Consider the following 16,685-nt stretch of genomic DNA (forward strand, 5'->3'; position numbering starts at 1 on the left):
GCGCGGCGGCGGCCATGCAGCTGACTTTCGCCGGCGACGCGCCCGCGCTGGCCGGCGGCACGGTGGATGCGCTGGACGCGGAAGGCGCGGCGGTGGTGACGCCCGGCCACGCCGCGCAGGGCAGCAGCCGGCGTTACCGGCTGACGATTCCCGGCTTCTCGCTGGACTTCGGCGCCGCGCCGCATATCGGCCTGGTGCTGGAGGCGCGCGCGGTGGAGGCCATCGCGCCGCACCGCAGCGGCCCCTGGCCGCCTACGCCGCGCCTGGCTTACGCCTCCGATCCGCGAGCGCGGCCCACCGTCGTGGACATCGTCCAGCTCGCCAGCCTGCCGGACGCCGCCGGCGAATGCCACGCGCACCTGAGCTGGGCGGCCGTGGCCGGCGCCGTGGGCTACGCGGTGTATGAAAGCACCGAAACCCGCATCCTCAGCAGCCACCCCGGGCAGCCGGAACCAACGCCGGAACGCACGCTCAGCCAGCGGCTGAGCACGATCAAGCAGGCGTTCAAGGCCAACCCCATCCGCCGGGACTTCATCCGCCGCAACGCCGAACTGATCACCGTCACCGCCGCCGACGTGACGATGCCGCGCGGCTCGCGCGACATCCACGTCTACACCGTGCTGCCCATGATGGCGGGCGGCCACGAAGCGGCCTGGCCCAGCGGGCCGAACGCGGATCAGGCGCTCATCGCCTACGCCGCGCCGCGTGTGGCCGAGCCCGCGCCGCCAACGATAGAAGTGCAGATGGTGTTCGACAAACCGCCCGCCGCGCCGGACTACCGGGCGCGCATCCGGGTGGGCACGCGCGGCGGCGCGGGCGCGCGGCCCAAGCGCATAGACCTGTACCGCGTGCGCGTGGACGACGCGGCGCGCGCGCTGGACAGCATGGGCCCGCCAATCGCCAGCGTCATGGCCAGCGGCGGCGGCTGGACGGTGAGCGCGCCGGACGGCGGCGGCGACTGGATCGCCCGCCTGGCCGGCGAAGACCGCCCCAGCGGCTCATGGCGCAATGTCTGGTATCGCGCCGTGGCCTGGAGCGACGACGACGCGCTGCGCGGCGTGCTCAAGGGGCGTTCGCGGCCGTCGCCCGCGGTGTCGGTGCTGATCCCGCCGGCCGGGCCGCCGGACCTGTCCCCGCTGACGATGAGCTGGCCCGGCGGCGATCCGGCCGCGGTGCTGCTGCAGTTCAGCTCCAACGCGCCGGTGGCGGCCACGCCGGCCGGGCCGCACATGCTGTCGGTGGAAGCCGTCCTGGCCGGCGGCGCGCCCCTGTTGCGGCGGCAGACGGCGCTGGACAAGCTGGGCCTGGCGCCGCCCGTCACCGGCACGGACGTCTGGCGCATAGACGGCGGCCCCACCCAATACCGGCTGCTGGTGCGCCGCGCCGCCATGGGCGACGCGGTGTCGGTGACGGTGCGGATGACGGACCCGCTGGGACGCGCGAGCGAGCGTACGCTGGCCATCCCGTCCGGCTCCATCGTCCCGCTGCCGCTGTTGTCGCCCATCGTCGGCGCGGCCCTGTCGCCGTCCGGCAAGGCCTACACCTTTAGCAGCAACGCGCCGGACAGCGATGCGGGCGGGGTCTATCGTCTGCGCATAGAACTGACGCCCGAACCGTCGGTTCCGCCCATTACGCCGATACCGCCCATCCGGCCCTTGCCGACCATTCCGCCCCTCTCGCCGCGGCTGCCGCCCGGGCTGGGCGGCATAGGCGGCATAGGAATCCCGCCCATCATCATCGGCCCGCGTCCTGCGCCGTCCCAGTTCAAGCTGATCAACGGGGTCTATGTGTTCGAGGCGGAGCTGAGCTCGGTGCCCACCGTGTCCGGCAGGCCCGTCCTCGGCGCGTCGGGGCCGGCCGTGGCGCGGCAGGCCGCGCCGGCGCACGACCATTTCGCCATCGTCTCGGCGCTGGCCTTGCGTGGCGTCTTGGTTCGCATCATCACGCCCGACGGCCGCACGGTCGAACAACGGGCCCACGGATAAGGAGCGCGCCATGGTGACGGTTTTCACGTTGACGCCGGCGGGCGCCGCGCAGGCGCTCAAGGACCACGGACTGGACGCGCTGGGGCTGACCGCGCTGCGGCTGGGGCCCCGCTGGGGCGGGGCCAACCCCGCGTTTGACGGCGCGGCGCTTACGCTCGCCTTTGCCGGCGCGCCCAAGGCGCCGTGGCGCGGCATTCTTGAATACCTGGACAACCTGGCCGCGTTCCGCGCGGCGGACGGCGCGCCCCTGAGCGGGGCCGGCGCGGCGCTGCGTCTGCATCCGCAGGCGGCTGCGCGGCTGGAGACGCTGGCCGCCGGCCGTTACGCCGCGCCCGGGCAGCCCCAGGTGCGCGCCGTGCCGCATACCCTGATTGTCCGCGGCCTGACGGACAACGTCTCGCCGCACAGCTACGATCCGGGCGATGACCTGCCGGCCGGGGCCGCGGGCGCGGCGCTGAGTTTTCACGATGCGCGCGGACTCATCGTCGACCCCGTCGCGGTGGCCGCCATGCTGGACGATCTGCAAACGGCGTTTCCCGCGCTGGATATCAGCGCCGGCGCGGTATCGCCCGCGGCGGCGGGCGGGGTGCGCAGCATTGCCGGCCTGGCCGGCGGCGTGCTCGCCCAGGTGGCCACGTTGCACGGGCGCGCGTTTTCAGCGGTGGGCGGCGGCCCCGGCGTGGAAAGGCAGGCGTCCGGCGGCGGCTCGTCCACGGCGCTGGGCGCGGCAGGGCTGGTGGCCATGAGCGCCGGCCAGCAATTGGCGGGCACGGGAGCCGGCGCGGCGGCCAGGCTGCGCCTGGGCTGGGCCGGCGGCGGCACCATGTCGGCCGGACCGCTCACCGTGCCCAATCTGCCGGCGGGGGTGACGCTGGCGCGCCAGTTCGTCCGCGCCTTCGCCGTGGACCTGGATTGGCATTTGCGCGGCAACCGCACCGCCTCCGCGGTCAACGGCATCCCCGCGGACGACCAGAAAATACCGGCGGACCTGCAGCCCCAGGTCAGGGACGGCGTAACCGTGGATTATCTGGCGGACGGCCCGGACATGTTGGCCGCGGCGTCTCAGACGGCGGGACGCATGATGGGGGCCGGCGCTGGCGCGCTGATGTTCGCCGTGTCGCCCACCTTTGAATCCGGCGTGGGCACCGCCGCCGCGCCGGGCGCGGGCGCGCACTGGCCGGCTTTTCCCGGCCCCAACACCAATGCAGGCTTTGGCGCGGGCATGGCGCCGCCGGCCGGCGTCACCGCCGCCTGGTCCGGAACCAACGACGTGGTGGTGGCCATCCCGGCCGATTTCGCGCCCAGCGGCGCCACCGTGCGCGTTTTCGCGCAGCGCTTCCAGCTGATCCAGGCCATAGGCGAGGAGCTCTCCTTCCTGCGCGCGGACGGCGGCGCGGCGATCGCCGCGGCGGGCAGCCCGGTGCAGGTGTTGGTGCGCAACCCGTTTGGCCTGAAGCCTGGGGACCCGCTGCCCAGCCCCGGCACCCTGGTCTATGACCTGGTGATCGCGCCGCGCACCGGGCGGCGGCGCATGTGGGCGGCGCAGCGCGCCGTCATCGCCGCCGGGCCGGCGGCCGCGCCGGCCGACCCCTTCGCCGCCGGAGACCCGCTGGCGGCCTGGCCGGACAACATCAAATCCATCTGCCCGGTGCCGCTCTTCGGCCTGCCGCGCACCGTGACGCCGCCGGGCGGCTCCCCGGCCACCGCGGCGGACCTGGCGCGCGCGCTGATGTCCGAAACCCAGCCGCGCCAAGGGCCGCGCATGCCCACCATGGCGCGCTTCGACGCGATCGTCGTCACCGGCGTCCCCAGCGCCAACGTATCGGCGGGGCTGGACTGGGACGCGGTGCTCAGCGGCGGCCGCTGGGCGCGCGAAAGCCGATCGGCGGACCACGCCAACGCCAACCCTGGCAACCCCGCCGGCCCGGACACCCATGCGCCGGGCGTGCGCGTCACCGGCGCGCTGGCTTACGACCTGGCCCAGCACGCGCTGCGCCGCGTCCAGCCCATCTTTCCCTTGCCCGGAGATAGCACGCCGGGCTGGATCGCCATGTCCGGCGGCAACAACTTCAACCCGCCCGCCGCCGCGCCGGCGGCCACGCCCGGCAGCTCCTCGGGCGTGGCGCTGGAAACGGTGTGCGCGGTATGCGAAACGCCGGAACTGTCCTTGCTGCCCGACGACAACCCGCTGGGCTCGTCCTCGCCCATCACCTTCCAGAACCTGCTCAACCAGCTGGCCGCGGCCTTGGGGCTGGGCAGCGCGCCGTCCATCACCATCTCCAACGAAGACCGGCTGATCAACGCGGTGCGGCGCGAATTCTTCGTCTCCAAGCATGGCAACCGCGACTCGCTCTGGGCGCTGACCCGCGCCATCGGCGAGGCCGATGAACTGATCTACATCGAAACCGCCGGTTTCGCCCGCACCGCGCGGCCCAGCGGCCCGCCCGCCGCCTATGAGATAGACCTTGCGCAAAAGATAGCGGACCGGATGGCGGTCAACCCCAATCTGAAAGTGATTGTCTGCCTGCCGCGCGAGACGGACTTCGCGCCCGCGTACGCGCCCTTTGTGCGCAGGGCGATCGCCCAGCGCAAGGACGCCGTGGACATCCTGCAAAGCGCTGGCGCGGCGCGCGTGGCGGTGTTCCACCCGCGCGGCTTCCCCGGCCGCTGGGCGCAGCTGCGTACCACCACCGTCATTGTCGACGACGTCTGGTGCCTGAGCGGCGCCACCCATTTCCGGCGCCGCGGCATGACCTTCGACGGCAGCATGGCGGTGGCCTCGTTCGATCGGGACATCGCCGGCGGTTACAGCCGCAAGGTGAGCGCTTTCCGCCGGCAACTGATGGCGGCCAAGCTGCAGGTGAGCCCAACGGACGCGGCGGGGCTGCCGGCCTCGGAATGGCTGCGCCTGCAATCGCCCGCCGCGGCCTTTGATCTGATCTCGGATCTGCTGATGCAAGGCGGCCTCAGCCGGCTGGCCCCGCTGTGGCTGGGCCCGACGGATGCGTCGGTCATCCCGCAGAGCGAGGATGTCGCCGATCCCAACGGCGCCACCGGCGCGTCCGGGCTGCTGACCCTGGCGGGGCTGTTGAGCGAGAGCAGCACCTGAGGCCCGCCGGCCGCAGGCAGGGAGGCCAGGCGGGCTAGACCAGGCGGTTGATGCGGCTTAAGCCCTGGCTCAGGCGCTGTTGCAGCGGCTCCAGCAGCGCCGCGGCTTCCTCGCTGCTCCACAGCAAGGGCTCGTCGCGGCGCTGCAGCAGGGTCAGGATGGCCTGCAGGCCAAGATGGGCGGCGCGGATGTCGATCAGGCCCTGCGTCAGACGGGCGTCCATCTCTTCGCATTGCCGGGCCAGTTGCCGGCCAAGCTGCGGCAAGGCGCTCTGGTCCTGTGCATTGCTCAGGTTCTGGTTCAAGCGCCTTAATTGCTCCATGGCGGGCAAGGTCGTTGTCATGGCATTCCTTGGTTTGACCCCTCTGAAAAACTCAAGAAGATTGGCGATATCAGAAGTTGAGGGTGGTTTTTAGGCCCACGACCCAGGCATTGGGCGTCTGAACCAGCCCTCCCGGCCGCACCCAGTATTGGAGTCCGGGTTGCAACTCCAGCCAGGGCCAGACCTGGTAGCGGTAGATCAATTCGGCGTTGACCGAGGATTCCGGCAGCGGCGCGTAAAGCGGGTCCTGATAGTCGCTGACGCCGGCTCGCTGATTCAGCAGGCTCTGGCTGCGGCGCCAGTTGGGGCTGGCCTGAAATTTGGATACGCCCAAGGCCAGCCAGTCATTTGGCCGGGCATCAAATGGTCCGCGATAGCGTAAGGACAAGGAGCTGGCATAGGACCGGGCGTTGCTGCGTTGATCGGCCACGCCCAAGCTCCAGGAGAGGCTGAGCCCGCGGTTGGCTGTTTCAAGGCGGCGAGTCAGCTGTTGATTGAAGCCGGTGTACAGATACCAAGTATTGCGGTAGTGCCGATACCCCGCGGGGTCGTCCGTTCCCGCGCCTCCGGATGCTCCGGCGTAGAAGTCGCGTTGCTTGGCATTGGTATAGAGCAATCCCAGCATGTAAATGCCTGGCAGGCCAAAATGGCGGGTTTTCCATTCCGCTTCCAGCGGCAGCAGGATGCCGCGGCTGCCGTCGGTGGATACGCTCCAGGCGTGGCTGCGTGATGGCGCTTGCGGGTTCTGTTCCAGCAGGCCGGTTTTCAGGGTGACTTCCGGAGTGAGCCGGTACTGTAAGCTTGTGCCCCAGTAGTGCACGTTCCAGTTGTACCAAGTGCGCGAGCCGGCGGATTTTCCTCCGCACAGATTCAAGGTCTGGAAATCGCAGGGAATGATCTGGTCGAAGTCCTGCACCTTGTTCATCAGTCCTATCCGCCACTGCAATCTGCCGTCGAGAAAGCTGCGACGGAAGGTCAGCCAGCCCAGCCGGGTAATGGACTGGCCGCCCCAGCTTTCCTGCGCCAGATCGTTGAAACCGACGCGTGGGTCTTGCAGCCGCGTGCTGGTCAGATTGTTGTCATGATTGCGGTTGACGATATTGCCCTCGATCGCGGCATCGGGCATGCCGGTCAGCGCCTCCAGGCTTTGGCTGAAGGTCAGCGAAAACTGGTCGATGTATTCGGCTTTCTTGTCCGTGTTGTAACCGCCTTTGGCGTTGTAGGCGGTTTGGCTGACGTGGGCCAGGCGATAACGAAAACCATATTGTTCCAGCCGGTTGCGAATACCGGTATCGGTGCTGAGCAAGTCGCCGGCCTGCGGTTCGAAGCCCAGAACCGTGCCGTTCCAGGCCGGGTTTTGGCTTTCGGCTTGAATGACATCGGGGCTTAGCAATACCCCTAAGCTCAGCGCCAAAGCCAAGGGACCGCGACGCGGGGCGATAGAGAACAAGGTAGGCATGTTTGTCTCCTGACTTTCCGGCGGCTGCCTAGGCGCGGGCAAAGCCCGCTCCTGGCCTATGGCAGAGCCTGCTATGGCTTGGCCCGCTGTTGGCGGGCCGCGAATGTTCCCGTTTCTGCGATTAGCCGGCCGGCTTCAGCGTTTGTCCCCGGCTGCGGATCACGTCTCGATACCAGTAAAAGCTGTCCTTGCGCCGTCTCTCCAGGCTGCCTTGGCCTTGGTCGTCCAGATCGACGTGGATGAAGCCGTAGCGTTTGGACATCTCCGCCTTGGAGGCGCTGACTAGATCAATAGGCCCCCAACTGGTGTAGCCAAGGAGTTCCACGCCGTCGTCCAGGGCCTCGGCCGCTTGCAGCAGGTGATCGTTGAGGTATTGGATGCGGTAGGGGTCGTGGATGCGGCCGTCCGGCGTCACCTCGTCGCGCGCGCCCAGGCCGTTCTCCACGATGAACAGCGGCTTCTGGTAGCGGTCGTAGAGCAGATTGAGCAGGTAGCGCAGGCCCTGCGGGTCGATCTGCCAGCCCCATTCCGAACTGGGCAGGTGAGGGTTGGGCACCATGCCCAGCACGCCGTTTGTCTGTTGGCCCACTGTGGGATCGGCTGAGGCGCAGCCGGACATGTAGTAGCTGAAGGAGATGAAATCCACGGTGGCGCGCAGGTCGTCAAGGTCGGCAGCGCGGATGTCCAACGCGATGCCTGCCTCGCGGAAGAAGCGCTGCATATAGGCCGGATAAGCGCCTCTTGCCTGCACATCGCCAAAGAACAGCCACTTTCGGTTTTGCCGCAAAGCTTCCTGCACGTCTTCCGGCCGGCACGTGAGCGGGTAACGAACGCCTCCCAACAACATATTGCCGATCCGGGCGCCCGGTATCAGTTCATGGCAGGCTTTGACGGTGCGGGCGCTGGCCACCAGTTGGTGATGGATGGCTTGGTAAACCGCTTGCTTGCCGCTGTCCGGCGGCAGACCGACGCCGGTAAACGGCGCGTGCAGCGCCATATTGATTTCATTGAAGGTCAGCCAGTATTTGACCTTGTCGCGATAGCGGGCGAACACGGTGCGGGCGTAATGCTCAAAAAAGGCGATGGTCTGGCGGCTGGCCCAACCGCCGTGTCGCTGGGTCAGCGCATAGGGCATTTCGAAGTGCGACAGCGTGACCAAGGGTTGAATCCCGTGCTTGGCCATTTCGTCGAACAGGCGATCATAAAACGCCAGCCCGGCCTCGTTGGGCGCGTCCTCGTCGCCTTGGGGAAAGATGCGGCTCCAGGCGATGGACACGCGCAGGCAGCTAAAACCCATCTCGGCGAACAGGGCGATGTCCTCCGGATAGCGGTGATAAAAGTCTATGGCCTGGTCCTTGAGGCCGCTGTCGCCGGCCACGCGCTGGGCGATGGGGCCAAACACCCCTTGCGGCAGCACATCCGAGGTGGACAGGCCCTTGCCATCGGCCAGGTAAGCGCCTTCAGCCTGATTGGCGGCCAAAGCGCCGCCCCATAGAAAATCAGCGGGAAACAATGTCATCTCTATATCTCCTGATGCGGTGGTTAACGACTGACGGCCAGCAGAGGGGCCAACTCCGCCACCTCGGCCATGGTGAGAGGCTGCACTTGCGGGCAGCCGGGGTTGCTGATCAGCACCAAGCTGGTCATGTCGAAGCCGGCCTCGGCAATGGAGGCGCGGTCAAACTCCAACAGCAGATCGCCCGCCGTGATGGCGTCGCCTGTCCGGACATGGGCGTTGAAGTGGCGGCCATCGAGCTTGACGGTGTTGATGCCGATATGGATCAGCATTTCGGTGCCGTCGTCGGCGACGAGCGCCAGGGCGTGGCAAGAGTGGAATAGGGATTTGACCCGGCCGCCAAACGGCGCCACCACCCGGCCGCTATGCGGCAGGATAGCCACGCCCTTGCCCAGCACGCCGCTGGCGAAGGCGGGGTCCGACACGGTGTCGAGCGGCTGGGGCTGGCCATGAATCGGGGAGAGGACTTGATAAGACGATGCGGCATCGACCGCGGTTGGAGGCTCTGCCGTCGCGGCAGCCGCCGCCTCCGCTTTGGGCGTGCCAAAAAAGAAGGTGAGCAGCGCGGCGAGACTCGCCGCCAGCAGGCTGCCGGCAATCGCGCCCCAAACCGTATAGTCGATGCCGCTGTCGGGAATGAGTTGAGCAAAGGAAAAAATGCTGGCCAGACCCATCGAGTATTTTTTTGCCTGCACATAGCCGACAAACAGGCCGCCTAGCGAGCCTCCCACGCAGCCGAAGATGAAAGGGCGTTTGGCCGGCAAATTGATGGCATAGATGGCCGGTTCGGTAATGCCGAACAGGCCGGACGTGACCGCCGAGCCGGCCAGGGCGCGTTTTTTGGCGTCGCGGCTGCGCAGCATCACCCCAAAGGCTGCGCCAGCCTGCCCTAAAACAGCGGGGATCAACATGGGCGTCAAGGTGTCGTAGCCCAGCGCGCTCAGATTGTTGTAGAACAGCGGGATGAAGCCCCAGTGCAGGCCGAAGATCACCAAGACCTGCCAGCCCGCGCCCAAGGCGGCACCCGCAAGCATGGGCATGAAGCCGTACAAGACCTGAATGCCGCCCGCCAGTGTTTGGCTGGCCCAAGTGGCCAGCGGTCCTATCAGAATGAAGGTGAGCGGCACAACCAGGATCAGGCAGGCCAGGGGCGTCAGGATGTTGCGCACCGAGTCATGCAGGCGTGGACGGAGCCTACGCTCGACTTGGCAACTGACCCAGGCCGCAAACAGGATGGGCATCACCGAGGAGCTGTAATTCATCAAGGTCACGGGCAGGCCGAGAAAATCCAAAGCCGCCGTCCCCGGGTCTTTGGCGGCCTCAAAAGCACGGAGCGCTTGTGGATGCACCAAGGCGCCGCCAATCGCCATGGTGAACAGAGGATTACCGCCAAATTTTTTGCCGGCGGTATAGCCCAGCGCCATCGGCAGGAAATAAAACAAGGCGTCGCTGGCGGTGAACAAGAGTAAATAAGTGCCGCTGCTCTTGCTCAGCCAAGCGCAAGCCACGAACAGGGCCAGCAGCCCTTTTAAAACACCGGAGGCGGTAAGAATGCCCAGGACGGGCATGAAGATGGCCGATACCAGGCTGATAAAACGATTGAACAGCCCATCCTTTTCTTCCTTATCGGCGTCCTCCTGGGCACCCATCAGCGGCTGTATCTCGGCATAGACCTCCGCCACCCGGTTGCCGATCACCACCTGGAATTGCCCGCCGCTCTCCAGCGCAATGAGAACGTCGGGCAGGTTGTTCAAGCTTTCGGCATGGGCCAGCCCCGGGTTGCGCAATTTGAAGCGCAGACGGGTGGCGCAGTGCACCAGGCTCAGAATATTGTCCTTGCCGCCCACTCCCGCGACGATCAGCTTGGCGAGTATGTCCATTGTTCTCCTCCCTATGGCGAGCGAGCGCTCAAAAAAAAACCTGACCGCGCCCGCCCGCAATGGGGGAGGCGTGGTCAGGTTTTGCCTGTTCTAGACAGTAACAACCCTGTTGATGTCTCGGCGGCTCAAAGCCGCCGGCGAGTAAAGATCAGGCTTACAGGCGGCTGATGTGAATGGCGAGGAACATCATCTCGTCCAACTCAAGTTCCTTCTGGTACTGCTCCCAAATAAAGCCTCTAACACTTTCCGCGCTGCGCCACGCCTGCGGGTAGCTTGCCTTCACCGCCGCATGCAAGGAGGCGTCTCCAACAGGCAATGTCTGCTGCGACAACACGCGTTGCGCAAAAAACTTCAGGTGGGCAATGAAGCGGTGGTAGTTCAGCATTTGCTCGTCAAGCTCACGCCCTTGCTGGTAGGTGACAATCCGGAGTATCTGCTGCATCAATTGGGAAATAGCTTGCATCCCGAGAGCCTCGGTTGATATTTGGGCATTGGTCAAATGCCAGGCGATGAACCCCGCTTCATCTTCCGGCAGGCTCAGACCCAGGCGCTGTTCAATCAGCATCAGCGCTTGCTGGCCAAGGGCGAACTCTCTTGGGTAGAGCCTGCGCATTTCCCATTGCAGCGCGTTGTGGAGGGCAATACCCTGGCGCTGGCGTTCAATCGCGAAATGGCAGTGATCCAGCAGCGCCAGATACACCTCCTCGGGCAGTTTGCCCAATTGCTTTTTCGCCAGGCTGAGGATATCGGCGCACACCGCCATCACCTCCGCGGGGATGCCGCTCAAGACTTCGCTCAAGCGGGATGTCAGCTCATGGTTTTGCAAGGCGAAGAGTTTTTCGATCCGGGCCGGGTCCAGCGCGTCTCCCGGGCGCTTTTGGAACCCGAGGCCGCAGCCCATGGCCACCAACTCATGCTGGTGTTCGTCCAACACGAGGGCCGCGTTGTTGTTCAAGATTTTGCTGATTTTCATAGCGCACACCCTGAAAACAAAAAAACCTGACGGCTTGGCCTCAGCCAAGTCATCAGGTTTTGCCTGCTTGCGCAGTAACAATCCTTGAGCACATACATCCGGTTTGACGACGCGGGAACCCTGTCACGGCTTTGGTCCCAGCTGTCATCAACGCATAAGACCATAGGATGGTAGGAATGACAACTTAATTTGTTAAAAATATGACGATTCAACGCCGACTGATGCGGGCGTCTGACAGAGCGGGCAGCCGGGGGCGGTTTAGCGGCCGTGGCGAAAGAGAGGGAAGGCGTCATTGCGGTCTCCAAGTCAGTGTTGGAAACCCGTCGTTCTGCGGGCAGGGAACGGCGTCGGGGCAAAGGCTGTGCAACTGGCTGGCGCAATCGTCCAGCACCGCGGTGGCGGCGCAGGCCAGATGCTGCAAACGGGGTTGATGTGACTGTGCGGCGTGGGATTGGAAGGCGTCAAGCGCATGACGCAGGGTGGCGAGGCAGTTCAAGGCCAGGGTGCAGGCGGCCAGGGTTTGGCTCTGTGGATCAGGCGGTGGTTTGGCGAAAGCGGAGTGCGGATGGGAAGGGGGCATTGCGGTCTCCTAGTCAGCTTTAGAGCCTGCCCGGAGAGGCATGGACAGGCACGTGACAAGGTGGCAAGACCGGTATGTATGATCAAGGACCGGCAGCCCACAAGGAGCTCCCTGCCACGGCCTACCCGAATGGGTACAGCGTGGCAGCAGACGTAGTTGTGCCAAAGCGGACACAAAAGAGTCTGCGATCATACATTTCTGGGCTTGCCAGCCCTACGCAGCGTATTGGGCGCAGCGCGAGGCACAGGGTACTGAGGCGGGGGTGGGGCGTCAAGCCAATGGCGGAGGAGAGGAGGGTTTCTTGATTGTCATCCTTCAAAGGATGCGTCGTGGTTCATCAAATCGGAATTTTCAAGGGGGAGCGGGCTGGAGTTTGTGGGGCCTCAAGACCAAACCCTTGGTTAATGCCTTGTTCTACCGTGGCGGAATTTACTATCTATATAGGATATTGATTGGGGTCAGCACGCCGGGGTGGACATTTTGCCAGACCGATTTGAAGCCAAGTTGCGAGTCGCCATTGCCGTTGCCATGTTGTTTGTAGCGGCGCTGTCGCTTTCCATCTGGAAGGTTGTCGACAACGCCAGTCAAGCCGCGCACTGGCTGGCGAACAGCGTTCTGGTCATGGACCAGTTGGCGCATATCCGCGGCGATACCACGCAAGTGGAAATGAGCACTCAGAACTATCGTCTGACAGGCGATGAATCCAATTTAAAGGAGCGCGACAGGGCAATTGACGCACGCGAGCACTTGCTGGCGCAGCTTCGTGTGCGAGTCGGCGATAGCCCGGAACAGCTTAAGCGTTGGATAGCTCTGCGCAGAGTCGTCAATCAGCGATTGGCAATCTCCCGTGAGGTTGAGCGCTTGTATCGCCAGCAGGGCGGAACCGCAGCCAGCGCCTATGCGACGCAAGCGCCGCTACGCGCCTCCCGCACACAGGTATATCGCTTGCTGGACGAAATGGACCGGGAAGAGCACCACGTGTTGGAACGGAGGCAGATCGATTATGAGCGCTCACAGCAGTGGCAGCTATGGTGGAACGGCCTGAGCGGCATTACGCTTTACCTGCTGCTGGCCGGGACTTTTTTCATGGTGCGGCGGCAATGGCGGGCGCTCAAGGCCAGCCGGGAGGCATTGGCGTCCAGCGAGGAAAGCCTGGCCGCCACGCTGCATTCGATTGGGGACGCGGTTGTTTCCGTCAATGCGGCGGGCTTGATTACCCGTTGCAACCGGGTGGCCGAGTTACTTACGGGTTGGCCCGCCGCCGAGGCCGTCGGCTTGCCCCTGTCACAGATATTGACGGTGCGGCGGGATAAAGACGACCGGGCTATCGATTTATTGGCGTGCGGCACAAGAATGGTGACTCAGGCCTTGCACATGCCGGAGTCCTGGCATGGGGAACTGGTGGCGCGTGACGGCCGGCAGTGCCCGATCAGCTACACCGTGGCCCCGATTATCGCCAGCGGCGGTCAACTGAACGGCGTGGTGGTCGTATTCCATGACTCCACCGCGGAACGGGATGCCCGGCTGACCATACTGGCGCAGAATGCCCTGCTTACCGAGAGAGTGCAGGACCGGTCCTTGCGCTTGGTGGAAAGCGAGGCGCATCTGGACGCCATCCTCAGCGCAGTGCCGGTGCTGATTGCCTATGTCAATGCCGATCGCCTCTATGTGTATGTCAACGAACAGTACCGGCAGCGCTTTGCGCCAGAGCGCGTGAACATCACCGGCTGCGCCGTGAAGGAAATTCTGGGGGAGGAGCGTTACGACATAGCCTGTCCGCGCATTGACAAAGCGCTGGCAGGCGAGCCGCTGGACTATGACTGGCAGCCTTTTCCGGGGGTTTGGCAAAACATACGCTATGTGCCCAAACGCAATGAGCAGGAGGAGGTGATCGGTTATTACGTGCTGGGCATCGACGTCACCGAGCGCAAGGCGGCAGAGGAGCATATCCAGCTGCTCAACAACGAACTGTCTCAGCAAGTGCGCGAGCTGGAGCATGTTTCCCGCGCCTTACGTACCCTCAGCGCTGGCAACCGCGCCATGTTGCGCGCCAAGGACGAGCAGGAGTTGCTGGACAGCAGCTGCCGGGCCATTGTTGAGGCCGGCGGTTACGACACGGCGGTGATCTGGTATGGCGACGGAGAGGCGCAAGAGCTACAGCCGATGGCTCAATGCGGCTTTGCCGGCGGGCTGGACGAACTGAAAGGCATTGTCCTGGGCAGGGCCGATGCCGCCGGCGGCATCAGCATCACGCCGACTGCCGTGCGTACCGGCAAGGTGCAACTGGCGCGCGACATGCAGAACGACAGCCGGTACCAGGCGCTGCGGGCCTTGATGTATGGGGCGGCATCCGGCCTGGCCTGCCCGTTGCGGGTGGACGGCCGCGTGATCGGCGCCCTGACCATTTACGACAAGCAGGCGGATACCTTTGACGACGACGAGATTGATTTGCTGATTGAGGCCAGCGCCGATCTCGCGTTCGGCATCGGCTCCTTGCGTGCGCAGCGGGAACGAGAGCAGGCCCGCGCAGCCATGCAGCAAATGCTGCGCCATGATCAACTGACCGGCCTGCCCAATATGTTGCAGTTTGAAGAGGCATTGACGCTGGCCGTTGTGCACGCCAGCCAGGAGGGCCGCATGCTGGCCGTGCTGCAGTTCAATATCGAGCGGCTGGGGGAAATCAACGAGGTGCTCGGCTTTGCGCAGGGCGACCAGGTATTGCGTGAGTTTGGCGCTCGCCTGAGGGCTTGCCTGCCCGCCGCCGCGTTGGCCGCGCGCGTGCGAGGCGACGAATTTGCGGTCTTGCTCCCCGGCGCCGATGCGCAAGAGGCCTTGGTGCTGGTCACGGCGGTCACCTGGACGATGACCACCGCTTTTGAAGTGGCGGGGCTGACCCTGGACGTTGCTGCAAGAGTGGGAATCGCGCTGTTCCCTCAACATGGGGGGAACGTACACGATTTGTTGCGTCATATGGGCAAGGCCGCACAGCAGGCCAAGCAGCGAGGGGTGGCTTATTGCCTGTACGAACCGGGCAAGGGCGAGACGCAGGCCGAGCGGCTGACGCTGGCCAGAGAACTCCGCCATGCCATAGCGCAGGGCGAGCTGCGGCTATACCTGCAGCCCAAGGTCAGCCTGGCCGATGGCCGGGTCTGCGGCGCTGAGGCCTTGGTGCGCTGGCAGCATCCGCAGCACGGCTTGTTGGGGCCCAGCGCCTTCATTGATATCGCTGAGCGGTCCGGGCTTATCCACCCGCTGACCGAGTGGGTCATTACGGCAACGCTGGAGCTTCTGCAAGCTTGGCAGCGGCAGCGGCTGATGCTGCCCATCGCGGTCAATTTATCGGTGCGCAATCTGCAGGACGACGCCTTGCCGGACAAGCTGCGGCTTTGGCAGGAACAGCGTTCGATTCGCACCGGCTTGTTGGAGCTGGAAATCACGGAAAGCTCCGTGATGCTGGACCCGGAGCTGGCGCTGGCCTTGTTGCATGAACTGCGATGCGCTGGTGTCGCACTGTATGTGGATGATTTTGGCACCGGCTACTCGTCGTTGAGCTATCTGCAAAAACTGCCGGTGGATTACATCAAGATTGATCAGTCTTTTGTGATGAATATGTCGCAGGACAAAGACTCCGCCATGATCGTGAAATCCACCATCGAACTTGTCCACCATCTGGGACGGCTGGTGGTGGCGGAGGGAGTGGAGTCCGCCGCTGACTGGCAGAGCCTGCGTGAGCTGGGCTGCGACTATGCTCAGGGGTATTTTATTGCCGCGCCGATGCCGGCTGAGCAGTTCGCCGCCTGGACTACCACATTCCGGGCGCCATAGCGTGGGAAAGCCTCCTGTGCCGCAAGCCGCTTTGCTTGGACGGCTAGCTGCGGCAAGCTGTTTTGCTCCTGTTGCGCGAGCAAGCGCTGGCTGAGGCCCCGCAATGCTTTGATGACCGGCGGCCCGGCATATCCCATGGACGAGGCATACGCAACGGAGTGCGGAGGGGAAGGCGTTATTGCGGCCTCCTGGTCAACTTTGGCGCCAGCCGAGAGGCTTGACCAGGCGCGCGACAAGGTTGCAAGACCGCAATCTACTACGACAGCCGTCAGGCTTGGCCTTCTTGCGGGTACGAAGAGGGCGCAGCCAGACGAACCTATACAGCGGCGGAGCCGCTAGGTTCGGTTGCCTCCGTATGGACAAATCGGAGCAGGGGACTTCGTTTAGTTGATATCTTAAGAATAATTGCCGAGAATGCCCGTGGCGTGCCGGAAGCTACTTTCTTGAATGGAAAGGAAAACTATGGCTGCGCGCGCAATCGTCCGGGAGGGCGATACCACTTCACATGGCGGCACCGTGCTGGAGTCATTCCCCAACTTCAATATCTATGGCAAGAACGCATCCGGCATCGGCCACCGTGGCTACTGTCCGCAGTGCAAGACAGAGTTCGTCATCGTGGCCGGGGCGCAAAACGTCATCTTCATGGGCAAGAATGTGGCGGTGGAAGGGATGCTCACTTCCTGCGGCGCAGTCCTGATTGCCTCCCAGTCTCAAGCCACGGTAGATACCGACCCTGGCGCAGCCAAGAGGGTGCCGGGGCCGCTGAGCGCGATGATTGCGGCAGGGTCGGCCTTGCCGGCTCAAGGCCCGAACTGGATCGAGTTTGCTCTGCCTGAGCAGGAGAACTACCAAGGCTTGGCTTGCACCATCAACTTTAACGACGGCAGTTCGAAGGAGATGACATTTGACCAGGCCAGCTGTTTGCGGATCGACTCCATTGCGGAGATCGCGGGCATCCATGTTGAAATTCCGGCAAATGAAGACGTTAGCGACGAAAACCTCTCCAGCAAAATCCTTAATCTGATCGAGGGCTGAG

General features: G+C 64.5%; 10 protein-coding genes. 4 read left to right on the top strand and 6 right to left on the bottom strand.

The window, feature by feature from the left end; all coding sequences use genetic code 11:
- On the top strand, positions 1-1,985 hold a 1,985-nt coding region (locus NK214_RS01145; protein ID WP_253313582.1), incomplete at its 5' end, for a hypothetical protein.
- A 10-nt stretch (positions 1,986-1,995) separates the two neighbouring features.
- Positions 1,996-5,094 carry a hypothetical protein gene (locus NK214_RS01150; RefSeq protein WP_253313583.1) on the top strand — a complete coding sequence of 1,033 codons (3,099 nt, stop codon included), beginning with the start codon at positions 1,996-1,998 and terminating at the stop codon, positions 5,092-5,094.
- Between the two features lie 34 nt (positions 5,095-5,128).
- On the opposite strand, the gene NK214_RS01155 is transcribed toward NK214_RS01150, so the two are convergent.
- The 6 genes from NK214_RS01155 to NK214_RS01180 all read right to left on the bottom strand — a co-directional run bounded on the left by NK214_RS01155 (position 5,129) and on the right by NK214_RS01180 (position 11,824).
- Positions 5,129-5,437: a DUF1484 family protein gene (locus NK214_RS01155; RefSeq protein WP_253313584.1), complete on the bottom strand. Its 309-nt coding sequence runs from the start codon at positions 5,435-5,437 to the stop codon at positions 5,129-5,131.
- A gap of 49 nt (positions 5,438-5,486) precedes the next feature.
- Positions 5,487-6,875: a carbohydrate porin gene (locus NK214_RS01160; protein WP_253313585.1), complete on the bottom strand. Its 1,389-nt coding sequence runs from the start codon at positions 6,873-6,875 to the stop codon at positions 5,487-5,489.
- Between the two features lie 121 nt (positions 6,876-6,996).
- Positions 6,997-8,394, bottom strand: a complete 1,398-nt coding sequence (locus tag NK214_RS01165; protein ID WP_253313586.1) for a glycoside hydrolase family 1 protein — start codon at positions 8,392-8,394, stop codon at positions 6,997-6,999.
- Positions 8,395-8,417: 23 nt separating this feature from the next.
- Positions 8,418-10,271: a beta-glucoside-specific PTS transporter subunit IIABC gene (locus NK214_RS01170; protein ID WP_253313587.1), complete on the bottom strand. Its 1,854-nt coding sequence runs from the start codon at positions 10,269-10,271 to the stop codon at positions 8,418-8,420.
- A gap of 154 nt (positions 10,272-10,425) precedes the next feature.
- Positions 10,426-11,244 (bottom strand): BglG family transcription antiterminator LicT, encoded by an 819-nt coding sequence (gene licT, locus NK214_RS01175; protein WP_107801716.1) that lies wholly within the window; start codon positions 11,242-11,244, stop codon positions 10,426-10,428.
- A 289-nt stretch (positions 11,245-11,533) separates the two neighbouring features.
- Entirely contained in the window at positions 11,534-11,824 is a 291-nt protein-coding gene (locus NK214_RS01180) for a hypothetical protein (RefSeq protein ID WP_253313588.1), read from the bottom strand.
- Between the two features lie 504 nt (positions 11,825-12,328).
- Between NK214_RS01180 and NK214_RS01185 the strand changes: the two genes are divergently transcribed.
- Both NK214_RS01185 and NK214_RS01190 read left to right on the top strand, forming a co-directional pair.
- Entirely contained in the window at positions 12,329-15,649 is a 3,321-nt protein-coding gene (locus NK214_RS01185) for an EAL domain-containing protein (RefSeq protein ID WP_253313589.1), read from the top strand.
- Between the two features lie 462 nt (positions 15,650-16,111).
- Entirely contained in the window at positions 16,112-16,684 is a 573-nt protein-coding gene (locus tag NK214_RS01190; protein ID WP_107798785.1) for a PAAR domain-containing protein, read from the top strand.
- Position 16,685: the final 1 nt, after the last annotated feature.

The sequence above is a fragment of the Chromobacterium sp. S0633 genome, assembly GCF_024158805.1.
Taxonomy (GTDB): domain Bacteria; phylum Pseudomonadota; class Gammaproteobacteria; order Burkholderiales; family Chromobacteriaceae; genus Chromobacterium.

Bases quoted from the DNA above. Each gene is read 5' to 3' on its own strand.
- NK214_RS01150 (WP_253313583.1), top strand. From the start codon at position 1,996: ATGGTGACGGTTTTCACGTTGACGCCGGCGGGCGCCGCGCAGGCGCTC.
- NK214_RS01155 (WP_253313584.1), bottom strand. From the start codon at position 5,437: ATGACAACGACCTTGCCCGCCATGGAGCAATTAAGGCGCTTGAACCAG.
- NK214_RS01160 (WP_253313585.1), bottom strand. From the start codon at position 6,875: ATGCCTACCTTGTTCTCTATCGCCCCGCGTCGCGGTCCCTTGGCTTTG.
- NK214_RS01165 (WP_253313586.1), bottom strand. From the start codon at position 8,394: ATGACATTGTTTCCCGCTGATTTTCTATGGGGCGGCGCTTTGGCCGCC.
- NK214_RS01170 (WP_253313587.1), bottom strand. From the start codon at position 10,271: ATGGACATACTCGCCAAGCTGATCGTCGCGGGAGTGGGCGGCAAGGAC.
- licT (WP_107801716.1), bottom strand. From the start codon at position 11,244: ATGAAAATCAGCAAAATCTTGAACAACAACGCGGCCCTCGTGTTGGAC.
- NK214_RS01180 (WP_253313588.1), bottom strand. From the start codon at position 11,824: ATGCCCCCTTCCCATCCGCACTCCGCTTTCGCCAAACCACCGCCTGAT.
- NK214_RS01190 (WP_107798785.1), top strand. From the start codon at position 16,112: ATGGCTGCGCGCGCAATCGTCCGGGAGGGCGATACCACTTCACATGGC.